Raw genomic sequence first — 24,045 nt, 5'->3', positions numbered from 1 at the left:
CGGGGTCGTCCTCGCCGTGCCGGCCGCGGCCGCCGCGCGGCTGCTGGCCGCCGCCGCGCTCGCCGCCGCCGGCGAGCTGGCCGCCGTCGAGTACGCCTCGATGGCGATCGTCACCCTCGCCTTCCGCCGCGCGGACCTCGCCACGCTGCCGCGCGGCAGCGGCTTCCTGGTGCCTGCCGTCGACGGCCGCGTCATCAAGGCCGCCACCTTCACCAGCGGCAAGTGGGACTGGGCCGCCGCCGCCGACCCAGGCCTCTTCCTGCTGCGTGCCTCCGTCGGCCGCTACGGCGACGAGGGCCCGCTCGACTGGGACGACACCGACCTGGTGCGGGCGGCCCTCGACGACCTGGGCGAGGCCGCCGGGCTCACCGGCAAGCCGGTGGACAGCGTGGTGACCCGCTGGCACCAGGGCCTCCCGCAGTACACCGTGGGCCACGCCGACCGCGTCGCCCGGGTGCGCGGCTACCTCGCCGGGCTGCCGGCGCTGCGCCTCGCCGGCGCCTCCTACGACGGCGTCGGCATCCCCGCCTGCGTCGCCTCGGCGCAGCGGGCCGTCGCCGAACTGCTGCGCGGTGCCCCCGTGACCGGCCCGCCGGCGGAGGCGGGAGAATAGCGCCATGACTACCGCACCGGAGAAGTCCGCAGGCAAGCGCGCCAAGGAGCTCAACGACACCATCCGCTACACCCTCTGGTCGGTGTTCCGGCTGCGCGAGCCGCTGCCCGAGGACCGGGCGGGCCAGGCGGACGAGGTCACCGAGCTCTTCGAGCAGCTGGCCGCCAAGGACGTGGTGGTGCGCGGCACCTACGACGTCTCCGGGCTGCGCGCCGACGCCGACGTCATGATCTGGTGGCACGCCGAGACCTCGGACGCCCTCCAGGACGCCTACAACCGCTTCCGCCGCACCCGGCTCGGCCGGGCCCTCGAGCCGGTCTGGTCCAACATGGCGCTGCACCGGCCCGCCGAGTTCAACAAGTCGCACATCCCGGCGTTCCTGGCCGACGAGACGCCCCGCGACTACGTGAGCGTCTACCCCTTCGTCCGCTCCTACGACTGGTACCTGCTGCCCGACGAGGAGCGGCGCGAACTGCTGGCGGAGCACGGGAAGATGGCGCGCGGCTACCCGGACGTCAGGGCCAACACGGTCGCCTCGTTCTCGCTCGGCGACTACGAGTGGATCCTGGCCTTCGAGGCGGACGAGCTGCACCGGATCGTGGACCTGATGCGGCACCTGCGGGCCTCCAGGGCCCGCAAGCACGTCCGCGAGGAGATCCCCTTCTTCACCGGCCGCCGCAAGACCGTGGCCGAGCTGGTCGCCGACCTGGCCTGACCCGGCCGGGAGCCGCGGGTGGCGCGGCCGGCGGCTCAGCCACCGCCGCCGCAGCCGCCACCACAGCCTCCGCCGCCCCCGCACGAGCTGCCGCCCCCGCAGGAGCTGCCGCCGCCGCAGCTCGAACCCCCGCCGTCGCCGCCCCCGCTCGATCCGCCGTCACCGATGGTGGCGCCGGTGGCACCGCAGGCGTAGCCCCAGGAGTTACCGGAACCCGACGAGCCGGTGCCGGCCGGCAGCCCGGGCGCCGCGGCCGCCGCCATGAGCTGCGTCCGCAGCTCCAGCTCGTACAGGGCCACGAGGCCGCCCACCGCGACCAGTGGGGCGAGCGCCGTCGCGCCCGCGTGCGCCTTGCGGTACCGCGAAAGCGCCACGGTGCCGGGCGCGGGCAGCGTGTACCGGCCGGGGCCGAGCACCAGGCTCGTCATCAGCACCCCGGCGGCCACCACCAGCATCACGGCCATCCCGGCCGTCCCCGACGAGTCGGACGCCGCGAGCACCACGAGCACGACCAGCGTGGTCAGGAACCCGACCGCACCGAACCCGGCGGCGCTCCTGGCCGCCGTCCGCCACTTCCGCCGCTCGTTCGGGTGCAGCAGCAGCCCCCGTGCCACCAGGGCCTTGCCGATCGCCGCCACCGCGGCCGAGTCGGCGACCCCGCGCCTGACGGCCCGCAGCGGCGCCTCCCAGATGCCGCCGCACTGGGCCAACACCTCGCGCTCCAGGGCGTCGTCGGCGACCGGCTCCACGACGTGCAACGTGGTGCCGTCGACCAGGATCCGCTCCTTCTCGTACAGCGCGCACAGCACGGTGTCCGCCACCCTGCCGGGACCGCCGGCGAGGAACGCGGCCTCGTAGGGCGAGGCCAGCGACGGTTCGGCCGGCGCCGGCAGCGAGCCGAGCGCCCGGCCCCTGGCGAGCAGCAGCCGGGCCAACACCAGGGCCAGCACCGCGCTGGCCACCACTATGTAGACGATCATGGCAATCACCGCATTCTTCTGAGCAGTCGGCCGAGCCGCCCCCTGGGCTCGTCCGTGTGCTGGCGCAGCCACGCCTCGACGGCGCGCCTGGTCGCCGCGTCGGGCAACCGGCCGTCGGCCAGCAGGTGTCGGGCGAAGGCGACGGCGTCCTGCCGGTAGCCGCCGGTCATCGGCCGGGTGCGGACGTACGCCAGCACCGCGGGCCGATAGCCCTCGCCCAGGATCTCGGGCAGTTCCGGCGCCACCCGCGCCAACACCCCAGCCCGTTTGGCGGCCAGCGCGTCCCGTTGGACCCGCAGCCGCACCGCGTCGAAACCCTCGGGCACCGGCCCGCCGGCGGTGAGCGCGACCAGCAGCTCCTCCTGCCGGGCCGCCAACCGCCGTCTGGCGGCGTCGAGTTCGCCGGACTCGGGCGTCGACTCAACCATGCCGGACCCCCGACACCACCTCGCGGATGGCCGTCAGCTCGCCGGCGAACTCCGCCAACGGCCCGAAGTTCTCGTCCCGTTCGAGCAGCACCCCGGGCGGCTCCGTCCGCGCGCACAGCTCGCCGAGCACGTCGAGCACCGCGGGCGGCACCGGATGGGCGTGACTGTCGTGCCAGACGCCGTCCCGCTCGACGCCACCGGCCACGTGCACATAGGCCAGCGCGTCGAGCGGGATGCCGTCCAGTGCCGTGGCCGGGTCCTCCCCGCGGTTGACGTGATTGGTGTGCAGATTCGCGACGTCGATCAGCAGCCCGACCCCCGTACGGTCCACCAACTCGGTCAGGAACTGCCCCTCCGTCAACTCGTCACCCGGCCACCCGAAGAGCGCCGCGATGTTCTCCAACGCCAGCGGAACGGGCAGCGCGTCCTGGGCGATCCTCACGTTCTCGCACAGCACACGCAGCCCGTCGCGGGTGCGGGGCACGGGCAGCAGGTGCCCCGCCTCCACGGCCGGCGTCCCGGTCAGCGCCCCGCCCCCGCGGACGAAGGCGATGTGCTCGGTGACCAGCGGAGCGTCGAGCGTCTCCGCCAGCCACGCGAGCGACACCAACCGGCCGGGCGAGGGCCGCTCGGCGCCCCCGAGCCCGAGCGACACCCCGTGCGGCACCACCGTGATGCCGCGCCCGACGAGCCTTCGCAGGCTCTCCGGCAGATGGTCGGGGCAGACGTTCTCCGCGACCACCTCGACCCATTCGATACCTGGCAACTCCTCGACGACGGCCGCGATCTCCGGCCGCCATCCGATCCCCATCCCCAGTCGCGGCACGCTCTCCCCCTACGACCTCGGTTGCCGGAACCGTTCCTCGTGAACTTCGGTACTTCGGTACTCCGTGGCAGAGTTGTCTCCGGCCCCGGGGGTCGGGAATCCCTTTGGTCGATGTTCAGAGCTAGATCTGAGGTTTGGGCTCAGGAACGGGCCCGGATGTGGGATGAGGTGCTGGATGCGACTCGAGGGGGTCTCGCGGCGCTACGGCCGCCGTGGGCCCTGGGTGCTCAGCGGCGTCGACCTGGAGCTGCGCCCCGGCACACTCACCCGCGTCGACGGCGGCAACGGCTCGGGCAAGTCCACGCTGCTGCGCCTCGTCGCCGGCCTCGACGTGCCGAGCCAGGGCCGGATCACCGGCCGGCCGCGGCGCGTCGGCTACGTCCCCGAGCGGTTCCCGCCCGCGCTGCCGCTGACGGCCCACCGCTACCTCACCCTCCCCCAGCTAACGCTGGGAGGTGCCCCCATGGCCGGGTCCACGGCCTCGACGGGCGCCGCGCGGCCGCCGAGGGGGAGCGCTGGCTGGCGCTGCTCGGCGCGGCCGAGCACGCCGACACGCCCATGAGCGAGCTGTCCAAGGGCAGTTGCCAGAAGGTGGCCGTCGCCCAGGCGCTGCTCGCCGGGCCCGATCTGCTGGTCCTCGACGAGGCGTGGACCGGCCTCGACCGGACCGCGCGACGGGCCCTGGACGCGGCCGTCGAGGACCGGACCGCGGCCGGCGGCGCGGTGCTCTTCGTCGACCACGACCCCGGCAGGCTCGCCGGCGCCGGCGCCAGGGTGTGGCGGGTCGAGGGCGGCCGGCTCACCGACCCCGGGCGGTCGGCGGCCGCGGTGCTGATCGAGGCCGTGGGCCCGCCGGGCCACGAGCCGCCGCCCGGGCTGCCGGGCGAGCCGCGAACCCGCCGACTCCCGGACGGCGCCGTCCGGTTCGTCGTGCCGCCCGGCCACTCGGACGCGCTCCTCGCGGCGCTGCTCCGGGCGGAACCGGCCTGGCACATCCGGTCGCTGGAGTCCCGCCCGTGACCGTGCTGCTCGCCCTCGTCCGCTACCGGCTCGCCCTGGTGGTCCGCTCGCACCGCTGGCTCCCGCCGCTGCTGCTCTACGCGATGCTGCTGGTGATCGGCGTGCCGGCCGGCGACCCGGTGCTCGAATCGCTCGGCCTCGCCGCGGCGGCGCTGCTGCCGACGGCGGCCTGGCTGGTGCGGGTCGGCCAGGCGGCGGAGCCGCCGGCGGTCCGCGCCCGCGCGGTCGCGGCCGCCGGCCGCGCCAGGGTCAGGGTGGCCGGCGTGCTGACGGCGCTGACCAGCTCCGTGGCGCTGGGCGCCGGCGGCACGCTGCTGGTGCTGCTGATCGGCGACGCGCACGCGGCCGACCGCCACACCGCCCTGCCACTGGCGGCGGCCGCGGCGGCCGGCACGCTGGCGATGCTGACGTGCGCGCTGCTCGGCACGGCGCTCGGCGTGCTCTGCAACCGGCCGCTGCTGCGCAGCCCCGCCTGGTCGATCCCGGTCACCGCCCTCTCCGCGATCGCCCTCCTCGCGGGCGCCGCGTCGCCCGCGAACGCGGCGGTCAGCACGCTGATCGACGGGTCGCAACAGGGGGCGGTGGACTGGCCGTTGCTGCCGTGTGGTGGGGCGGGGGTGTTGTTGGGGGCGGCGACGGCGGTGGCATGCGCGACGCGGCGGGCGGACTGAGCGGTTTCCCCCACCCACCCGCCCTTTCTCGCGCTCCGCGCGGGGTGGCCTCGCGCGGGGGCCGCCGGCCAGGCGGCGCGGCCGCACTCTCCTGCGCCACCCGCCGCCCCGACCGAAGGTGCTTGGACGACAGCGTGGCGTACCCGGCGGCGTACCCTCTTCTGCAGGTGAACTCTCTCCGGATATTCCGGAGTTGAGATGATCTAGGGGATGGGGATCTTCATGGGGAGCGTGGCACGCATGCCGCTGGAGGGCGGGGGCGCGGTTCTGTTCGAGGCCGGGCCGGCGGAGCTGGGGGAGGCCGGGCTGGTGAAGGCCGGGCACGTCGCGGACGCGGTACGCGAGTTGCCGCGAACCCTCCAGAACGCACTGGCTCCCGTCCGGGAGACGGCCCGGGTCGTGCTGGAACAGTTGCGGGAGTCGGGCCCGACCGAGGTCGAGGTGGAGTTCGGGGTGGACCTGTCGGCCGAGGCGGGCGTCGTCGTCACCCGCGCCCAGTCCGCGTGCCACGTGAAGGTGCGCTTGTTGTGGAGCAGGGAGGAGGACATCGAGGGAACGCGCTAGAACCATGGACGATGGGGTGGGGATACCGAAAAGAAACACGCCTCGGGCGGGTGCTTCGACGCTGACCGAGGCGACGGCGCAGATCATGACGGCGGACGGCCGTGTGGTGGGGGCGGGTTTCCTGGTCGAGGAACAGTTGCTCGTCACGTGCGCGCACGTGGCCGAGGCGTGCGGGGCGGGTCCCGGAGGCACGCTCGAGGTGGCCTTTCCCGCCCTGCCGAGCGCGCCGCGCCGTCGAGGGCTGGTCCTGGCCGAGGGCTGGCGGTCGTCGGACGGCGACGACGTGGCCATGGTGGGTCTCACGGGTTGGCCGGTGGACGCGCCCGTGCTGCGGCTGGGCTCCGCAGCCGAAAGCTCCGGGCATCCGGTGATCACGTTCGGCTTTCCTGCGGACATGAACAAGCACGGCCGTTTCGGGCGCGGGACGGCTCTCCATCTCCTGCCACCCACGGAGGAGATGGGCAGGCGTCTGCAGCTGAGCGACGCGAACGACATCACCGTGGGGTTCAGCGGCTCCCCGGTCCTGGACCAGGTGACCGGCCTGGTGATCGGCATGGTGAAGGAGATCACCAGAGCGGACCCCATGGGTCGGGTCATGGACGTCACCGTGGCCACTCCCGCCGAGGAACTACGCGGGATCTGGCCGGCCCTCGTCGAGCGGCGGTTCTCCCCTTACCGGGGCATGGAGCCGTTCACCGCCGACGATGCCCGCTGGTTCCACGGGCGTGAGGCGGTGGTGGAGACGGTGCTGTCCACGTTGACCACTCAACGGCGGGCGCTGCTGCTGGGCCCGTCAGGGGCGGGGAAGTCCTCACTGATCCAGGCCGGCGTGCTGCCGGCTGTCGCCGGCGCCAAGCCGTCGGCCCCGCCCCGCGGCAGCCGATGGCTGCCGGTCGTCGCGCGGCCCCGCGGCAACCTGCTGGCCGAGCTGGAAAGAGCCGGCCTGCCGGGTGCGGCGGCCGACGGGATCGTGCCCGCCATGCGGCGCCGGCTCGCCGCCGAGCCCGACGGCGAGCATGTCCTGCTGGTCGTCGACCAGTTCGAGGAGTTGCTGGCGGCGCTCGACGCCCATCCGCCCGCGGCCGCGGGGAGCGGTCCCGTCGACGAGTTGCTGGCGGCGCTCGACGTCCCGGACCTGGCCAGTGTGATCCTGGTGATGCGTAACGACTTCTATCCCCGGCTCGCCGAACTCGCTCCGGGGCTGCTGGCGGCCATGGGGCCCGGCGTGGTGGACGTACCCGCCACCCTCAGCGTTCCCGAGCTCCGCGCCGTCATCCGCGAGCCGGCCAAGGCCGCGCGCGTCGAGTTCGAGGAGGGCCTACCCGAGCGGATCATCGATGACCTCCTGGGGAAAGCCCCCCTGGGCCAGACGGGGCATCAGGTGCCGGTGACGTCGCTTCCCGTGCTGGAGGTGACGCTCACCCAGCTGTGGGAAAAACGCAGCGACGCCTTGCTGACCCACAGTTCCTACCGCGGGATCGGTGGGGTGACCGGGAGCATGACCGCATGGTGCGGTGCTGCCCTGGCCGCCCTCTCCGAAGCGCAGCGCACGACAGCCCGGCAGGTTCTGACGGCACTCGTCCGGCCGGGAGGGCACAACACCCCGGCAACCCGCGTGCAGAGGTCTCTGGACGATCTCCGTGCCCTGGCCACCGAAGGCCCGTCGGCCCCCGGCGCGTTCGACGAGGTCCGCGCCGTCCTGACCAACAGCCGCATCGTCGTCACTCGCATCGAGGCCTCGGGACAGCCGGTGGCGGAGCTCATCCACGAGGCCCTCATCCGGGACTGGTTCACGTTACGAAAGTGGGTCGCTGCCGACCACGAGTTCCATAGCTGGCTGCATCGCGTCGGCGAACGACAGGCGCACTGGGCCAGGACCCGACATCCCGGTGATCTGCTGGACGGCAGCGACCTGGCTGCCGCACGTGACTGGACCAGGGCCCGTGGCCTCCCCCGCCACATCACGGCCTTCCTCGACGGAAGCCGGGAACGCCGGCGGCGTGCCGCTCGCATACGCCGCGGACTCGTCGCGGCGCTGGCCGGCGTCCTCGCGCTTGCTGTCCTCACCGTGGGGCTTGTCCTGTGGGAGTGGGGAAACGAGAACGAGGGACGCGGGCGAGTCGCCCTGTCCAAGGAACTGGCCGCCGAGTCCTCGCGCCTCTTCGAGAGTGACCCGGAGCTCGCCGCGCTTCTGGCTGTGCGGGCCTACCGGATCAGCGACACCCCCGAGGCCCGGCACAGTCTCCGTGTGGCCGCCGGACAGCCGATGAGAGACGTCATCAGTGGTTTCTCGGCACCCGTGTGGGCGGTCGCGTACAGCCCCGACGGGAGCATCCTGGCCGCGGGCGGCAACGACGACACGGTCCACCTGCTGGATGCCGTGACCGGGGACACCGTCCAGACCCTCACGGGGCACGAGAACAACGTGACGGATCTCGCGTTCAACCTGGACGGCACCACACTCGCCAGCAGCAGCGACGACGGGACGGTTCGCTTGTGGGACATGACCACCGGGGACAAAACCGTTCGCGTCCTGAGACACGCTGAGGGCCGTGACGTCGCTGGCTTTCAGCCCGGACGGCGACTCCCTCGCGACCAGCAGCGGCGGTACGGTTCGGCTGTGGGACACGGGCACCGGGGAGATCCTGCGCTCCTGGGACGGCCAACGGGGCAGGTGGGCCATGGAGTTCAGCCCTGACGGAACCATCCTGGCCACGGGCGACGAAGAGGGCGTGGTCCTGCTCACGGACGTGGCCACCGGCCGCACTCTTGACACTCTCAGTGATCATGAGGATACCGTGTGGTCGCTGGCCTTCAGCCCGGACGGCAGGACCCTGGCCACAGGGAGTGAGGACGGCACGGCTCGGCTGTGGGATGTGGCGAGCGGGCGGAGCACACGGAGCCTCGACGGCCGGGCTCTGTCGGTGGACTTCAACCCCGACGGCACCCAACTCGTGGTGGGCCACCCGGACAACACCGTCTCGCTGTGGGAGGTGGACACGGGCCGGGTTCGCGGCACGTTCACGGGCCACACCGACCAGGTCTGGTCCGCCGTGTTCAGCCCGGACGGCACCATGGTCGCCACCAGCGGCCGGGACGAGACGGTCCGCCTCTGGGACCCCACCGCCGTCGAGAGCCGAACTGTGCTGACCGACCACGAGGACACCGTGTGGTCCACCGCCTTCAGCCCCGACGGCACCTCCCTGGCCACCGCCAGCGAGGACGGCACGGCCCGAGTGTGGGACACGACATCGGGCGAGCTCGTCACCACCTTCGACCATCCGGGGCCGGTGAACGCGGTGTCGTTCAGTCCGGATGGCGCGACTCTCGCCACCGCCAGCGACGACGGCAGGGTTCGCCTGTGGGATCTCTCCACCGGCCGTGTCTTACGCACCATCGACGCCCACGACGATGTCGTCATGTCCGTCCTCTTCAGTCCGGATGGTGCCACCCTCGCCACCGCGAGCTTCGACAACACCGCAGCGGTCTGGGACGCCGACTCCGGGGGGCACATCCGGACCTTCAGAGGCCATGACGACAACCTGTGGTCCGTCGCGTTCGGCCCTGACGGTGCGACCCTCGCTACCGGTAGCGAGGATGGCACGGCCATCCTCTGGAACACCGACACCGGACGGCGGATCCACACTCTCACCGGCCATGACGACGACGTGTACTCCGTCGGGTTCAGCCCTGACGGCGCCACCCTCGCGACCGGGGGCGGCGATGGCACGGCCATCCTCTGGAACACCGACACCGGAGAGCGGATCGACACCCTTTCCGCCGACGCGGCGGCCATCAACGGGGTGGCATTCAGCTCCGACGGCGTCACGCTCGCCACCGCCAACTCGGACAGGCGCACGACTCTGTGGGACGTGCACACCGGTGAGCCCGTCGTCTCACTCGAAGGCCACAGCGAGGGCGTGGCAATGGTCGCCTTCAGTCCTGACGACAACACCCTGGCGACGAGCAGCTTCGACGCCACGACCGCGCTGTGGAGCCTTCCCCCCACTGCCCCGGAAGCGGCGATCGATCAGATCTGCGCAAGCGTCCACCGAGACCTCACCCCGGACGAACGCGCGACCTATTCCTCGAACGTCCTGACAGGGCCGGTCTGCCCCGACTGAGGACGCACCTCGGAGAAGGAGAAGCTCGCACGCCAACCGGAGCGCGCAAGATGGGGGTGGGTGCCCGACGGGTCAGGTGCGGAGCAGGGCGGCTCGGGCCTGTTTCGGGTCGAACGTGCCCGGGGGGTACTTCGGGTCCAGGTCGCGCAGGTGGTGAAGCAGCAGATGGCTGACCGCCCAGTTGCGGTACCACTTGTGGTCGGCGGGGACCACGTACCACGGTGCCGCGTCCGTCGAGCAGCGTTCCAGGACGGTGGTGTACGCCGTCCGGTAGTCCGGCCAGAGCGCCCGCTCGCGGACGTCGTTGGCGCTGAACTTCCAGTGCTTGTCGGGGCGGTCGAGCCGGCGGAGCAGTCGTTTGCGCTGTTCGCCGCGGCTGATGTGGAGGAAGACCTTGATCCAGGTGACGCCGTCGTCGGCGAGCGTCCGTTCCCAGTGGTTGATCTGCTTGTAGCGGCGCGACCAGACCGGCTCGGGCACCAGTTCGTGCACCCGGACCACCAGCACGTCCTCGTAGTGCGAGCGGTCGAAGATGCCGATCTCGCCGGCCTGTGGCAGTCCCTTGTCGATCCGCCACAGGAAGTGCTGCCGCTTCTCCTCCTCGCTCGGCGCCTTGAAGGCGCGGATCCGGCAGCCGGCCGGGTTGAGGTGGCTGATGACGTGCTTGACCGTGCCGCCCTTGCCCGCGGTGTCCATGCCCTGGAGCACGACCACCACCCGCCGTCGGTCGCCCTCGGAGGCGGCGGCGTAGAGCCGTTCCTGGAGGTCGCCCAGTTCCTTGCCCATGTCGGCGACCTCCCGGACGGCCTGGCTCTTCCTGCCGTCGAAGCCGGGGGTCGCGTCGGCCGGGAGGTGGGAGAGTTTCACATGATCGCCCGGCTGGATCGCCAGCAGGCCACGGACGTCGCTCGCCTTGTTCCCGTTGCTCGCCATGTTCCCCATGATTTGGCCGCGGGCGGCGGCCCGCCACCGGAGGGGGCGGGTCAGGCGGTCAGCCGTTCGCCGTCCCTGGCCAGCGAGGTGAGGCGGGAGATCGCCCGGAAGTACTTCTTGCGGTAGCCGCCGGCCAGCATCTCCTCGCTGAACAGCCGGTCGAACGGCACGCCGGCGGCCACCACCGGGATCTCCCGGTCGTAGAGCCGGTCGGCGAGCACCACGAGCCGCAGGGCGGTCGTCTGGTCGGGCACCGCGCGGACGCCCGTCAGGCAGACGGCCGTGACGCCCTCGCACAGCGCGCCGTACCGGCTGGGGTGCACCCGGGCGAGGTGGTCGAGGAGCCCGCCGAAGTCGTCGAGCGAGGCGCCGGGGTGGCGGTGGGCGAGCCGGGTGACCGCTGCCTCCTCGTGTGGGGCGGGCGGTGCCGGCAGGCCGCGGTGCCGGTAGTCCTCGCCGTCGATCCGCAGCGGGCGGAAGTGGGCGGCCAGGCCCTGGATCTCGCGCAGGAAGTCGGCCGAGGCGAAGCGGCCCTCGCCGAGCTTGCCCGGCAGCGTGTTGGAGGTGGCGGCGAGCGCCACGCCCTCGGTGACCAGCCTGCTCAGCAGCGAGGAGACCAGCACCGTGTCGCCCGGGTCGTCGAGCTCGAACTCGTCGATGCAGAGCAGCCGATGGTCCGAGAGGGTGCGCACGGTCCCCTGGAAGCCGAGGGCGCCGACCAGGTTGGTCAGCTCCACGAAGGTGCCGAACGCCTTGATCTCGGGCGCCGCCGGGACCGCGTGCCAGAGCGAGGCGAGCAGGTGGGTCTTGCCGACGCCGTAACCGCCGTCCAGGTAGACGCCGCGCGGCTCGGGCGCGCTGGGGCGCCGCTGGCGGCGCGGCCACAGGCCGCGCCGGCCCTCGCCGGTCGCGTGGGCGCCGCCGAGCCCGGACGCGAACTCGTCGAGCACCTTGACGGCTGACCGCTGCGACGGCTGGTTCGGGTCGGGTATGTAGTTGTCGAAGCGCACGGTGTCGAAGCGGGGCGGTGGCACCAGCTCGGCGACGAGGCGTTCGGCCGGGACGTACGGTTCGCGGGAGCACAGGGCCACGGGCCCGGCGTCGGGCCCGGATATCGGGCCGCCGCGCTGACCGGCGGATTGGCCGGCGGGGTCGCCGGTGGGGTCTGGGGTGGTGCTGGCTGACACAGTCTCCCACTGTAAACCGGGACGGCGGGTCGCCGCCGCGTCGTGTGCCACACTGCGCCCCATGCGACGCCTGTATCCCGGCCCCGAGTCCCCCCGTGAGCCCGATCGCGAGTGGGCGCTCGACGAGCTCGCGGAGGCGTACGTGTATCCGGCGGCCGCGGCGGCCGGCACGGGCTGGCTGCGGGCCAACATGGTGTCGTCGCTGGACGGCGCGGCACACCACGGCGGGCGGTCGAAGCCGCTGTCCAACGCCGCCGACATGCGGATCTTCGGGGTGCTGAGGGCCCTGGCCGACGTGGTGATCGTGGGCGCGGAGACCGTGCGCGAGGAGCGTTACCGGCCCGCGCGCCGGCGCGCGGAGTTCGCCGAGCGCCGGGCGGCGGCCGGGCAGACGACGGTGCCGGCCATCGCCGTGGTCAGCGCCAGCCTGCACCTGGACTTCTCGCTGCCGCTGTTCACCGAGCCCGAGGTGCCGACGCTGGTGATCACCGGCGCCATGGCCCCGCACGCCGGGCTGCGCGCCGCCAGGGAGGCCGGCGCCGAGGTGATCACGGCGGGTGACCAGGCGGGCGTCGACCCGCGCCGGATCAAGCCGGAGCTGGTCAGGCGCGGGCACACCAGGCTGCTGACCGAGGGCGGCCCCCGGCTGCTCGGCCAGCTGGCCGCGGCCGGCGTGGTCGACGAGCTGTGCCTGACCGTCTCGCCGCGGTTCACGGTGGGCACCGCGCCCCGGGTGATGAGCGGTCCTGAGATCCCGGATCCGGTCGACCTGGAGTTGACGGACCTGCTCGCCGAGTCCGGTTTCCTGTTCGGCCGCTACCGCAGGACCTGATCAGGGGCGTGCCGGCCGCCCGTCCGGCGCCGGATCCGCCGATCCGCGGACGATCTGCGGACGATCTGCGGAATGAGACGTTCCGCTTATCCTGAGGTGGGCAGACTCAACAGCGCACACCCCTCGTGCGACGCGGGCGACCGCACCGGGACCGCCGGCGGCCACGGGGATGACTTTCGCCGGGATGCGCGGGTCCCGGCCCCCGAAGAAGGGCGCTCACCGTGATCACGACAGTCCTGATGATCGAAAAGCCCATGGTGCCCACCGACGTTCAGCTCGTCACCACCCTGCACGGCGACGAGCAGCAGTCCTTCGTGGTGCTGATGCAGCCACGCGGCGACCAGGACCGGCTGCTCCGGGCCCTGGACGACGTCGCGCTCGGCGAACTCCGCGACGCCGTCCAGGAGGCCGACGTGCCCGAGGGCGAGGCGGCCGAGGGCCCGGCCGAGGCCGCGCTCGGCCACTCGCTCGACGCGCTGCGCGCCACCGGCGCCGAGGCCGTCGGCCGCCTGATCGACGACCATCCGCTCGACCTGCTGACCTCGGTGGTCGAGGAGACCGGCGCCGACGAGGTCATCGTGCTCACCGCCCCGCACTACGTGGAGGAACTGTTCCACCGCGACTGGGCCTCCCGGGCCCGGCACCGGGTCGGCGTGCCGGTGCTCAAGCTCTTCGCGCACGCCGAATGACCCCACGCGAACCCGCCTCGTCCGAACCCGCCTCGTCCGAACCCGCCTCGTCCGGTGCCACCGGACGACGCGGCGGACCGACCCGCCACGGCCAGGGTGCGACAATCGGGGGGCACGCCGCCCGTCAGGGAGACCAGGGAGACACACGCATGCCCGCTTCACCGGCACCGGGAACCTCGCCGGCATCGGATGAGGCCGTCCCGGCGATCCCGCCGACGATGGAACGGCCCCACTTCATCGGCATCGGCGGCGCCGGCATGTCGGGCATCGCCAAGATCCTCACCCGTCGCGGCGCCCTGGTCGCCGGCAGCGACTCCCGCGACTCCGAGACCGCCGCCGCGCTCCGCGACCTCGGCGCCCTGGTGCACGTCGGCCACGACGCGGCGCACCTCTCCGAGGCCGCCAGCTGCGTCGTCGTCTCCAGCGCCATCCGCGAGGACAACCCCGAGCTGGCCGAGGCCGCCAGGCGCGGCATCCCCGTCGTCCACCGCTCCGACGCGCTGGCCGCGCTGATGACCGGCCGCCGCACCCTCGCCGTGGCCGGCACCCACGGCAAGACCACCACCACCTCGATGCTGGCCGTCAGCCTCACCGCCCTCGGCCTCGACCCCTCGTACGCCATCGGCGGCGACCTGGACGCGCCGGGCTCCAACGCCGAGCACGGCGCCGGCGAGCTCTTCGTCGCCGAGGCCGACGAGAGCGACCGCAGCTTCCACCGCTACCGGCCCGAGGTCGCGATCATCCTCAACGTGGAGCTCGACCACCACGCCAACTACGCGTCGATGGACGAGATCTACGACTCCTTCGAGACCTTCGCCGACCGGGTGGTGCCCGGCGGCACCCTGGTCGTCAACGCCGACCAGGAGGGCGCCCGCAAGCTGACCGCCCGCCTCGCCGGCCGCGAGCAACTGCGCCTCGTCACCTACGGCGAGGCCGCGGACGCCACCGTGCGCGTGCTGCGGGTCGTCCCCGCCGGGCTGACCAGCACGGTCACCGTGCTGCTCGACGGGCGCGAGTTCACCTTCCGGGTCTCCGTGCCCGGCCGGCACTACGCCCACAACGCCGTCGCCGCGCTCGCCGCCGGCGTGGCCGCCGGCGTGCCGGCCGAGGAGCTGGCCCGCGCGCTCGGCGCGTACACCGGGGTCCGCCGCCGCCTCCAGCCCAAGGGCGAGGCGGGCGGCGTCCAGGTCGTCGACTCCTACGCCCACCACCCCACCGAGATGTCCGCCGACCTGGAGGCCATCCGCGGCGCGGCCCAGGACGGCGGCCGGATCCTGGTCGTCTTCCAGCCGCACCTCTTCAGCCGCACCCGCGAGCTGGCCCGGGAGATGGGCGACTCGCTGGCGCTGGCCGACGCCTGCCTGGTGCTCGACATCTATCCGGCCCGCGAGGACCCGATCCCCGGCGTCACCAGCCGGCTGATCATCGACGCCGCCCAGGCGGCCGGCGCCGACGCCCGCGCCGAGCACGACAAGGCCGCCGTCCCCGACGCCGTCGCGGGAATGGCCAGGCCGGGCGATCTCGTTCTCACCATGGGCGCGGGCGACGTCACCGACCTCGGCCCGCGGATCCTCGCCCGGCTCGCCGAGCACTGAAGGCACCGCCGACCCGACGACTCTTCGAAGGAGCACCCCATGGGATACAAGGTCGAGAAGTCCGACGAGGAGTGGCGCGCCCAGCTCTCTCCCGACGAGTACCAGGTGCTGCGCCAGGCCGGCACCGAGCGGGCCTTCACCGGCGAGTACACGGACACCAAGAGCATCGGCGTCTACAACTGCCGTGCCTGCGGCGCCGAGCTGTTCCGCTCGGCCACCAAGTTCGAGTCGCACTGCGGCTGGCCGTCCTTCTACGACCCGGCGAGCACGGACGCCGTCGAGACCCGCGAGGACCGCTCGCTGCCCGGCCGGCCCCGCACCGAGGTGCTCTGCGCCACCTGCGGCTCCCACCTGGGCCACGTCTTCGAGGGCGAGGGCTACGGCACGCCCACCGACCTGCGCTACTGCATCAACTCCATCGCCATCCGGCACGAGCCCGCGGAGTGAGCCGCGCGCGGTGCCCCGGCTTCACGCGCCCGGGCATCGCGCCCGTCACGCCCTGTGCGTTGTCATGTCCCCTCCGTAGGGTGTGAGGTGTTCTTCCCTCGCACTCCCGGAGGCCGAGATGAGACGCGGCAGAATCCTCGCCCTGACCACCATCGCTGTCCTCGCGGCCGGCATGACCACAGCCGGCGCCACCGTCGACCATGGCGGTACCGCCGACGCCGCCAAGCCCGAGGCGGCGCCGCTGGCCGCGCACGGCCAGTACATCGGCCCGCCCGAGAGCATCACCCCCGGCTCCTTCAGCTTCGCCTACGCCACCTGCCCGGCCGGGCAGGTGCCCACGGGGGGTGGCGGCGGAACCAGCAACGTCCACATCTACCTCACCGACTCTCACCCGACCCCCAACGGCTGGGTGGTCGGCGGCGTGAACACCGGCTCCCTCAACGAGTCGCTGACCGCTCACGTCGTCTGCACCGTCCCGTAAACCAGGCGGATCCGGCCACTCGCGAGGCGGCGGTGGCCCCTCCTCCGCATGGCCCGTTTCCCGCTTTCCCCTCACTGCTCCCTCACCTCACCTCGACAATGGACGGGATGGGCAACGGCCCGCCGCCCCGGGGCTGTTGAAACGTGTTCGGACCTGCTGGTTGCCGTATGGTCGAGGGCTCAGTACGTCGTTTGATCTTCACGGGGGAAAAGAGCGTGGCACGTTCGTCTGACTGGTCACCGGTGGACATGGACTCGGATCCGACGCCGGGAAGTCCGGACGACGTCCGTGAACTCGCCGACGGGCTCCAGACGTTCGCGGACGACGTGGGCGAGGCGCTGGGCCGGGTGCGGAGGATGGCGGACGACCGGGCGGTGATGGACTGGGCCGGCCTCTCGGCCGAGGCGTTCCGTTCGGAGTTCGACGGGGTGCCCGGCAACCTGGAGAAGCTCCAGACGTCGTACGACCTGGCCGCGCAGGCGTTGGGGACCTACTGGCCGAAGTTGGAGACGGCGCAGGGCATGGCCGACCGGGCGCTGGACCGGGCGATCGCGGCGCAGGCCGATCTGTCGTCCGCGCAGGGCGCGTTGTCGGAGGCGCAGGACTGGGTCTCCCGGGCCGGTGACGAGGCCGAGCGTCTCGAACGCGAGGGCGAACGCGACGACGTGGAGCCGCCGTCCGAGGCGGAGGTCCGGGCCGCGACCCGGGACGCGACGGCGGCGGGGGAGGCCGCGTCCTCGGCGCAGGGGCAGGTGAACTCCGCCGAGGAGGCGCTGTCCGCGGCCCGTGAACTGGCCAGGCAGGCACAGGAGATGCGCGAGGAGGCGGCCAGGGCCTGCTCGGACGACCTGGACGAGGCGTCCGACGCCGGTATCCAGAACCGCAGTTGGTGGGAGAACCTGATCCGCTGGCTCTCGGACGCCTGGGACACCCTGGTCGCCATCTGCAAGATCGTCGTCGCCGTGCTCGGCGTCATCGCCATGATCATCGGCGGCCCACTCGCCCTGATCGTGCTCGCCGCCGCCGTCGTGGTCCTCGCCGACACCCTCATCAAGTACGCCAACGGCGAAGGGACGTTGCTCGACGTCGCCTTCGCCGCCCTCGACTGCATCCCCGGCATGCGCGGCCTCACCACCCTCGGCGGCCTGGCCCGCATGGCACGCGGCGGCGCGGCCGCCGTGCGGAACGGGGTCGGCAGGATCAGCACGACCATTCGCGGATTCCGCGGCGCGCTGCGCCGGGAGTCCGTCCCGATGCTGGTCCGGGTCTGCCGGAACGACCCGATCGACATCGCCACCGGGGCGATGGTGATGTCGCAGAGCGACGTGGTGCTGGCCGGCGCGCTGCCCCTCGTGCTCGAGCGGTCCCACGTGTCGTCCTACCGGGCCGGCCGCTGGTTCGGCCCCTCCTGGACCTCCACCCTCGACCAGCGCCTGGAGATCCACGACCACGGCGTGCTCTACGCCTCCCCCGACGGCATGCTGCTGCGCTATCCGGTGCCACGCGCCGACGGCGACGTGTACCCCTTCGAGGGCCCCCGCTGGCCCCTGTCGTGGGACGGCACCCCGGGCGGCGACTTCCGCGTCACCATCCCCGAGGAGCGGCGAACCCTCCGTTTCGGCCTCTCCCCCGAGGCCCGCCCGCGCGACGCCGCCGACGTGGTGCCGCTGCTCCGCGTCGAGGACCGCAACGGCGACTCCTACGACGTCCGCTACCGGGACGGCGTGCCGACCGAGGTCAGCCACAGCGGCGGGTACCGGGTCGCCGTCGCCACCGCGGGCGGCCGGATAACCGCGCTCCACCTGCTCACCGGCGACGACGAGACACCCGTCACCCTGGTCAGGTACGGCTACGACGAGCACGGTCACCTCACCGAGGTCGTCAACTCCTCGGGGCTGCCGCTGCGCTTCGGCTACGACGACGAGGGCCGCATCACCGGCTGGCGCGACCGCAACGACTCGCACTACGGCTACGCGTACGACGAGCGCGGTCGCTGCGTGCGCACCGAGGGCGCGGACGGCTTCCTGAGCGGGGCGTTCGGCTACGACGACGAGCAGCGGGTCACCACCTACACGGACTCGCTCGGCGCGACGACGACCTTCCAGCTCAACGAGAACCTCCAACTGGTGCGCGAGACCGACCACCTGGGCGCGGTCACCCACCAGGAGTGGGACGCCGGCGACCGGCTGCTCGCCAGAACCGACCCCCTGGGGCGCACCACCACCTACGACTACGACGCGGCCGGGAACCTCGTCGGCGTGCTCCGCCCCGACGGGGTCCGCACCACCGCCGACTACGCCGAGGCGGGGCAGCCCTCGGTCCTTGTCGCGCCCGACGGCGGCGAGTGGCGGTACGAGTACGACGACCGGGGCAACCTCGTCTCCACGACCGACCCGGGCGGCGGCGTGACCGTCCACGCCTACAACTCCCGCGGCCACCTGGTCTCGATCACCGACCCCCACGGCGCCACGCGGACCTTCGATCCGGCGGCCTCCGGCCTCCCCACCGCCACGACGAACGCCCGAGGGGCCACCACCCGCTACGAACGGGACGCGTTCGGCCGGGTGACCGCGATCAGCGAGCCCGACGGCGGCGTGATCCGCTTCGCCTGGACCGTCGAGAACGGCCTCGCCGCACGCACCATGCAGGACGGCGCGACCGAGACCTGGGCCCACGACCCGGAGGGCAACGCGCTCTCCCACACCGCCGCCGACGGGGCCGTCACCCGCTTCGAGTACACGCACTTCGACCTGCCGTCCGCGCGCGTCGACCCCGACGGCACCCGCCTCGAGTTCGGCTACGACACCGAGCTGCGCCTGACCTCGGTCGGCAACTCCGCCGGCGAGACGTGGCAGTACGCCTACGACGCGGTGGGCCGGCTGGTGCGGGAGACCGACTTCGGCGGCGCCGCCACCGACTACGCGTACGACGTGGCCGGGCAACTCGTCGAACGCGTCAACGCCGTGGGGCAGACCGTCCGCTACGAGCGGGACATCGGCGGCCGCGTCGTGGGCCTCGACAAGGACGGCGCGCGCACCAGCTTCGTCCTCGACGGGGCCGGGCGCATCCTTCGGGCCGCCAACCCGGACGCCGAGATCGCCTTCGAGTTCGACGCCGCCGGCCGGATCACGGCCGAGAGCTGCGAAGGACGCGTCGTGGCCAGCGGCTACGACGGCGCCGGCCGGCGCACCACCCGCCGGACGCCGTCCGGGAACCTGGTCGCCTGGCAGTGGACCGCCGAGTCGGACAGCACCCCGGCGAGCGTGACCACTGCGGGACACACCATCGACTCCCGCTACGACCCGCTCGGCAGGGAGGTCGAACGCCGGCTCGGCTCGCCCGCCGTGCTCACGCAGCGGTGGGACGACAACCACCAGCTCGCCGCCCAGGCGCTGCTGGCCGCCGACCCGGACCAGCTGCGGGAACGCTCGTACGGCTACCACCCCAGTGGCCGGCTCTCGGTGATCGACGAGCCGGGCGTCGGACCGCTCCACCTCGGCTACAACGCCTCGGGCCGCGTGACGGAGGCCCGGGCCGCCGACTGGGTCGAGCAGTACGCCTACGACTCGGCGGGCAACATCCGGCACGCCAGCTGGCCACCGGCCTCGGAACACGACGAGGCCGCCCAGGGCGAGCACGCCTACGCGGGCTCGCTGCCCCGCCGGGCCGGCCGCACCGCCTACGAGTACGACGCGCAGGGACGGCTCGTCCGCCGCACCCAGCGGCTGCTCTCCGGCGGCAGCCGCACCTGGCTGTTCTCCTGGGACGCCGAGGACCGGCTGACCGAGGTCACCACGCCCGACAAGGCGCGGTGGCGCTACCTCTACGACCCGCTCGGGCGCCGCGTCGCCAAGCTGCGGCTCGACCAGGAAGGGGCGGTCACCGAGCGCACGGACTTCGCCTGGGACGGGACACACCTGGCGGAGGAGTCCCGCCAGACGACCGGCTCCGACGAGATCCACAGCACCACCTGGGTCTGGCAGCCGGGACTGCCGCGACCCGTGGCCCAGACCGAACGCACCACGCTGCGCGACGCCCCGCAGGACGAGATCGACGAGCGGTTCTACGCGATCGTCACCGACCTGGTCGGCAGCCCCACCGAACTGGTCGACGCCGAGGGGCGGGTCGCCTGGCGCCGCAGGTCCACCCTGTGGGGCAAGGACCGCCCGGGCACCGACCGCCCGACGCGCTGCCCCCTGCGGTTCCCCGGCCAGTACCTCGACGCCGAGAGCGGGCTGCACTACAACTTCTTCCGCTACTACGACCCGGACACCGCCCGCTACTGCTCGCCCGACCCGCTCGGCCTGCTGCCGGGGCCCAACCCGCACGGCTATGTGCACGACCCCCTCACCTGGATGGACCCGCTCGGCCTCTCCGGCTGCAACGAGCTGTTCTACCGGGCGATGTCGAAGAAGGAGTTCCAACGGCTCGGCCCCAACGGCGAGATCAACGTGCGCGGCGAGAACTTCGTCACCCGGAACCTGGAGTACGTCGAACAGCTGCGGAACCGGTTCCTCCGCCAGTCGGGCAGGAAGGGCGAGGCGTACTCCCACCTCGTCCAGTACGAGATGCAGCCCGGCACGTTCGACGCGCTCGTGCAGGCCGGTCGGGGGTCAGGCGACAACGTCCGCCAGATCCGGACCCAGTTCCCCGACCTGCCACTCGAGTTCGCCGACGAGATCGGCAGCAGCACGAACTTCGTGCACGTCAAACTCGAACTCGGCGGCCTGAACTTCGGGCTCCGTGAAGGATCGGTCGACGTCTTCAACTCGAATATCATCAGCCACACGGTGATGGATGTGGCGGGCAGGAAATGAGTTCGGGCGACGACGGCGACGGCGGGAACGGAATCCGGGACGACGACCGGGCGGCGGTGGAGCGGGTCGACCGCCTCCTCGGCGCCGGCTTCGTCGGGGACGAGCGGGCCGCCGAGGTCGTCGAGGCGGAGCCGGAGTCCGCCGCGCGGCTCGTCGACTGGCTGCGGGGGTTCGCCGCCGCGGGGGACTGGCCGCGGTTCGGCCGGTTCGTCCTGCTCGCCGCGTTCGTCAGGCCCCCGGGCCTCGGGCCCGTCGTCCGGGGGGTGCTGGAGCGCGCCCCCGAGGGCGTCAACCGGGGCGACCTGGTGGAGGTGCTCCGCGAGATCGGAGACCCGGAGGCCGTCCCCGTCCTGCTGCGCTACCTCGACGAGGTCTGGCCCCGCGAGGCGCCGTTCCACTCGACAGGACCGAAGATCGTCGAGGCCCTGGGCGCGATCGACACCGCCGACGCCCGGCGCGCCCTGCGCGACATCGCGACCGGCGACCGCCACCCCGCCCCGCTGCGCTGGTACGCCGCCGTCGAGTTGGACATCGAGGACGAACTCGGCTTCGACGAGGACGAGATGCTGGGCGGCCCGTGACCGGGCCGACCGGGACCGCCGCTCACTCGGTGGGCGGCGGTGGCCCCTCCTCGGCCTCGCCCATCTCCCGGTACCGCTTGTAGGCCGGACGCTGCATCAGGATCCGCTGCATCACATGGATCGCGTCCACCACGTCGGGGCGGTCCGACGGGTGGATCTCGGGCAGCGCGAAGAACGCCGCACCGGCCCGCGCCACCAGCAGCCAGCAGTCGGCCTCCTCCTCCGTGAACCCGAGCGCCAACACCCGGCGCCGGTCCCGGAGTTCGGCCTCGGTCCAGTCCGCTCCACCGGGCTCGGTACGGGCCGCCTGCGCGGCGGGCGCGGCGGCGGCCCCCAGCGCTCCGGCACCCGCCAACGTGGCGGCACCCCGAACCGCGGTGCGTCGTGTGATCGGTGTCATGCGCGCAACCATGCCAGCTCGGCGCGTGTCGCGGAACTCGTTGGCACCCGAAATGATCGCCGCCCACAATGGCCGCCATGTGGAGCCACCTTCCCGCCCTTCCCGCCTTCCTCGGCGCCTGCACGCTGGTCGCGCTCTCGCCCGGGCCCAGCACCGTGCTGATCATCCGCAACTCGCTCCGCGGCCGCCGGTCCGGGATGCTGACCGTGTTGGGCAACGAGAGCGGCATCTTCCTCTGGGGCGTCTTCGCGGCCCTCGGCCTGACGGCGGTGCTCCAGGCCTCGGAGCTGGCCTACGACGTCATGCGGATGGTGGGCGCGGCGGTGCTGCTCGCCTTCGGCGTCCAGGCCATCCGCGCCGCGCGCCGCCAGGACGGCGCCTCCCTCGCCGACCAGGCCGCCGCGCCGGACGCCGCCGGGTCCGGCTGGCGCGACTACCGCTCGGGGCTGCTGCTCAACCTCGCCAACCCCAAGGCCGGCATCTTCGCCATGGCCTTCCTCCCGCAGTTCGTCCCCGAGGGCGCCTCCCACCTGCCGGCGATGCTCACCCTGGCCGCCGTCTGGGCCGGCTACGAGACCGGCTACTACGCCACCTACGTCTGGGGCGTCCGCCGCCTGCGCCACGTGCTGAGCCGCCCCGGCGTCCGCCGCCGCCTCGACCAGGCCTCCGGCGGCATCCTGATCGCCCTCGGCGTCCGGCTGGCCGTGGAACGCTGACCGGTGGTCGGCTCTGCGGGTGCGACGTTGGGCCCATCCCCACCGGCGTGTCGTGGGCGCAACGTCGCAGGAGATCGGCGGAACTACTCCTCCACCTTCGGCACCGGGTCCACCCACTCCACGCGGGTCGACTCCCCGGTGAACCGCCCCCACAGCGCGGCGGCCCGCTCGGCGCTCCCGACGAACGCCACCCGTCGGCCGCCGCCGGCCCCCACCGCGAGCACGTCCCCCTGCGGATCGGCCAACCCCCAGGCCGCCACGGCGGCGTTGGGCACGCCATCGCTCTCGAACTCGCAAACCACCGCGAACCGACTCGGCGCGGTCTCCCGCACGAGCGCCCGCACCTCCTCGGCGAACGTTTCGGGCGCGACGTCAAGAAGGGGCCGCTGAGCAGGGGAGTTGGCGTCCTGAGTGGACATGATGGATGCTCCGATCTGTACGCGGGGTGACCGTGTCATCATCGACGGTAGGTGCCAATCCTGATCCCGATCAAGGCTGGCACCCGACTTCATGCCAACGGGTGGTGCGTCGCGCGCATGGGCGAAATGTGTGATCGGTGAGGGGTGCCATGGGACGCAGGGTGAACATCACGAGTCGACAGGCGCGACTTGGGAGCGAGTTGCGCAACCTCCGAGAAGCCGCGGGGTTGTCCACGCGGGAGGTTTCGCTTGGTCTTAAGATCGACGCCACCAAGATCTCCCACATCGAGGCCGGGCGCACGGGACTGAGCGCGTCGCGGCTCCGTCTGATGGCCGCGTACTACGGATGCGAGGACGCCGCTCTGATTGACGCCTTGGCCGCCATGACGGGCGACCGGCCCCGCAACTGGTGGGAGGACTTCCGTGGCGACCTGGGGCAGTCTGCCCTCAACCTCGCCGAACTAGAGCACCACGCGGTGGAGTTGCGCACCATCCAAGGCGCCTACATTCCCGGACTCCTACAGACCGAGGCCTACATGCGGGGCGTGATGTCGTATCCGCTGCCGTATCCGACGAAGCCCGACCTCGACATCATGGTCGCGTTCCGCCTGCGCCGCCAACGGATCCTGGATCGCCTTCCGACGCTCCCCTTCCGGGCCGTAATCCATGAGGCAGCCCTACGCACTCATGTCGCGGACCGCGCGGCTACACGCGAACAGTTGGACTCCATCCTGGCGGACTCGGAGCGCGACAACGTCGCGATCCGTGTGGTGCCGTTCCAGGCCTACCACTTCGGCGCCGGAGGTACGTCCATCCTCCACGCGCGCGGCCCGGTGCCTCGGCTCGACACGGTGACCATCGACGCACTGACCGGTACTGTGTGGCTGGACGATGAAAGCCAACTCGCTGAGTTTCGAGCTTTGTTGGACAAGGTCAACAGTTCGGCGCTGTCCGTGACCGAGTCACGGTCGCTCATCACTCGGCTGATCCGAGAGCTGTGAGAGGCG

General features: G+C 72.6%; 18 protein-coding genes and 4 pseudogenes. 16 read left to right on the top strand and 6 right to left on the bottom strand.

Going from position 1 to position 24,045, the window contains the following annotated elements; genetic code table 11:
- Positions 1 to 613 (top strand): annotated as a pseudogene (locus ACYVPE_RS24100) (protoporphyrinogen oxidase); the annotation flags it as partial.
- Positions 614 to 617: 4 nt separating this feature from the next.
- The gene (gene hemQ / locus ACYVPE_RS24095; protein ID WP_461035779.1) at positions 618 to 1,328 is read left to right on the top strand and encodes a hydrogen peroxide-dependent heme synthase; all 711 of its coding nucleotides are present in this window, start codon (positions 618 to 620) and stop codon (positions 1,326 to 1,328) included.
- A 35-nt stretch (positions 1,329 to 1,363) separates the two neighbouring features.
- Here the strand turns inward: hemQ and ACYVPE_RS24090 are convergent, their stop codons facing one another.
- Entirely contained in the window at positions 1,364 to 2,308 is a 945-nt protein-coding gene (locus tag ACYVPE_RS24090; protein WP_461035778.1) for a TIGR04222 domain-containing membrane protein, read from the bottom strand.
- Positions 2,309 to 2,313: 5 nt separating this feature from the next.
- Positions 2,314 to 3,547: pseudogene (locus ACYVPE_RS24085) on the bottom strand (MbnB/TglH/ChrH family RiPP precursor modification enzyme).
- Between the two features lie 190 nt (positions 3,548 to 3,737).
- Between ACYVPE_RS24085 and ACYVPE_RS24080 the strand changes: the two are divergent.
- The 5 genes and pseudogenes from ACYVPE_RS24080 to ACYVPE_RS24060 all read left to right on the top strand — a co-directional run bounded on the left by ACYVPE_RS24080 (position 3,738) and on the right by ACYVPE_RS24060 (position 9,941).
- A pseudogene (locus tag ACYVPE_RS24080) lies at positions 3,738 to 4,582 on the top strand (ABC transporter ATP-binding protein).
- Positions 4,579 to 5,253 carry an ABC transporter gene (locus ACYVPE_RS24075; protein WP_461035777.1) on the top strand — a complete coding sequence of 225 codons (675 nt, stop codon included), beginning with the start codon at positions 4,579 to 4,581 and terminating at the stop codon, positions 5,251 to 5,253. The pseudogene ACYVPE_RS24080 and the gene ACYVPE_RS24075 overlap by 4 nt, the downstream one beginning before the upstream one ends.
- Before the next feature lie 210 nt (positions 5,254 to 5,463).
- Positions 5,464 to 5,817 (top strand): CU044_2847 family protein, encoded by a 354-nt coding sequence (locus ACYVPE_RS24070; RefSeq protein WP_461035776.1) that lies wholly within the window; start codon positions 5,464 to 5,466, stop codon positions 5,815 to 5,817.
- A gap of 4 nt (positions 5,818 to 5,821) precedes the next feature.
- Positions 5,822 to 8,308, top strand: a pseudogene (locus ACYVPE_RS24065) (nSTAND1 domain-containing NTPase); the annotation flags it as partial.
- A 190-nt stretch (positions 8,309 to 8,498) separates the two neighbouring features.
- Complete coding sequence (locus tag ACYVPE_RS24060) at positions 8,499 to 9,941, top strand: WD40 domain-containing protein (protein WP_461035780.1); 1,443 nt, start codon at positions 8,499 to 8,501, stop codon at positions 9,939 to 9,941.
- Positions 9,942 to 10,013: 72 nt separating this feature from the next.
- On the opposite strand, the gene ACYVPE_RS24055 is transcribed toward ACYVPE_RS24060, so the two are convergent.
- Both ACYVPE_RS24055 and zapE read right to left on the bottom strand, forming a co-directional pair.
- The gene (locus tag ACYVPE_RS24055; protein ID WP_461035775.1) at positions 10,014 to 10,874 is read right to left on the bottom strand and encodes a PPK2 family polyphosphate kinase; all 861 of its coding nucleotides are present in this window, start codon (positions 10,872 to 10,874) and stop codon (positions 10,014 to 10,016) included.
- A 50-nt stretch (positions 10,875 to 10,924) separates the two neighbouring features.
- The gene (gene zapE, locus ACYVPE_RS24050; RefSeq protein ID WP_461035774.1) at positions 10,925 to 12,061 is read right to left on the bottom strand and encodes a cell division protein ZapE; all 1,137 of its coding nucleotides are present in this window, start codon (positions 12,059 to 12,061) and stop codon (positions 10,925 to 10,927) included.
- Between the two features lie 61 nt (positions 12,062 to 12,122).
- Here zapE and ACYVPE_RS24045 point away from each other — a divergent pair, with 61 nt between their 5' ends.
- From ACYVPE_RS24045 to ACYVPE_RS24015, 7 genes are all read left to right on the top strand, one after another.
- Positions 12,123 to 12,893: a pyrimidine reductase family protein gene (locus ACYVPE_RS24045; RefSeq protein WP_461035773.1), complete on the top strand. Its 771-nt coding sequence runs from the start codon at positions 12,123 to 12,125 to the stop codon at positions 12,891 to 12,893.
- Between the two features lie 221 nt (positions 12,894 to 13,114).
- Complete coding sequence (locus ACYVPE_RS24040) at positions 13,115 to 13,582, top strand: indole-3-glycerol phosphate synthase (protein WP_461035772.1); 468 nt, start codon at positions 13,115 to 13,117, stop codon at positions 13,580 to 13,582.
- Positions 13,583 to 13,800: 218 nt separating this feature from the next.
- On the top strand, positions 13,801 to 15,177 hold the full coding sequence (gene murC, locus ACYVPE_RS24035; RefSeq protein ID WP_461035771.1) for a UDP-N-acetylmuramate--L-alanine ligase: 1,377 nt from the start codon (positions 13,801 to 13,803) through the stop codon (positions 15,175 to 15,177).
- Positions 15,178 to 15,216: 39 nt separating this feature from the next.
- Positions 15,217 to 15,624 carry a peptide-methionine (R)-S-oxide reductase MsrB gene (gene msrB, locus ACYVPE_RS24030; protein WP_461035770.1) on the top strand — a complete coding sequence of 136 codons (408 nt, stop codon included), beginning with the start codon at positions 15,217 to 15,219 and terminating at the stop codon, positions 15,622 to 15,624.
- A 118-nt stretch (positions 15,625 to 15,742) separates the two neighbouring features.
- Positions 15,743 to 16,105 carry a hypothetical protein gene (locus ACYVPE_RS24025; RefSeq protein WP_461035769.1) on the top strand — a complete coding sequence of 121 codons (363 nt, stop codon included), beginning with the start codon at positions 15,743 to 15,745 and terminating at the stop codon, positions 16,103 to 16,105.
- 215 nt (positions 16,106 to 16,320) lie between these two features.
- A complete protein-coding gene (locus tag ACYVPE_RS24020) occupies positions 16,321 to 20,922 on the top strand; it encodes a DUF6531 domain-containing protein (protein WP_461035768.1) in 4,602 nt (1,533 codons plus the stop codon).
- Positions 20,919 to 21,503 carry a HEAT repeat domain-containing protein gene (locus ACYVPE_RS24015; RefSeq protein WP_461035767.1) on the top strand — a complete coding sequence of 195 codons (585 nt, stop codon included), beginning with the start codon at positions 20,919 to 20,921 and terminating at the stop codon, positions 21,501 to 21,503. The genes ACYVPE_RS24020 and ACYVPE_RS24015 overlap by 4 nt, the downstream gene beginning before the upstream one ends.
- Positions 21,504 to 21,525: 22 nt before the next feature.
- On the opposite strand, the gene ACYVPE_RS24010 is transcribed toward ACYVPE_RS24015, so the two are convergent.
- A complete protein-coding gene (locus ACYVPE_RS24010) occupies positions 21,526 to 21,903 on the bottom strand; it encodes a hypothetical protein (protein WP_461035766.1) in 378 nt (125 codons plus the stop codon).
- A gap of 77 nt (positions 21,904 to 21,980) precedes the next feature.
- On the opposite strand from ACYVPE_RS24010, the gene ACYVPE_RS24005 reads away from it, so the two are divergent.
- Positions 21,981 to 22,619 (top strand): LysE family translocator, encoded by a 639-nt coding sequence (locus tag ACYVPE_RS24005; RefSeq protein ID WP_461035765.1) that lies wholly within the window; start codon positions 21,981 to 21,983, stop codon positions 22,617 to 22,619.
- Positions 22,620 to 22,702: 83 nt separating this feature from the next.
- On the opposite strand, the gene ACYVPE_RS24000 is transcribed toward ACYVPE_RS24005, so the two are convergent.
- The gene (locus ACYVPE_RS24000) at positions 22,703 to 23,038 is read right to left on the bottom strand and encodes a hypothetical protein (RefSeq protein ID WP_461035764.1); all 336 of its coding nucleotides are present in this window, start codon (positions 23,036 to 23,038) and stop codon (positions 22,703 to 22,705) included.
- A gap of 149 nt (positions 23,039 to 23,187) precedes the next feature.
- On the opposite strand from ACYVPE_RS24000, the gene ACYVPE_RS23995 reads away from it, so the two are divergent.
- Complete coding sequence (locus ACYVPE_RS23995; RefSeq protein WP_461035763.1) at positions 23,188 to 24,039, top strand: helix-turn-helix domain-containing protein; 852 nt, start codon at positions 23,188 to 23,190, stop codon at positions 24,037 to 24,039.
- Positions 24,040 to 24,045 lie beyond the last annotated feature (6 nt).

The organism is Streptomyces mayteni (assembly GCF_054783955.1).
The sequence above is the reverse complement of the archived record's forward strand: the minus strand, read 5'-3'. Positions and strand labels throughout refer to the sequence as shown.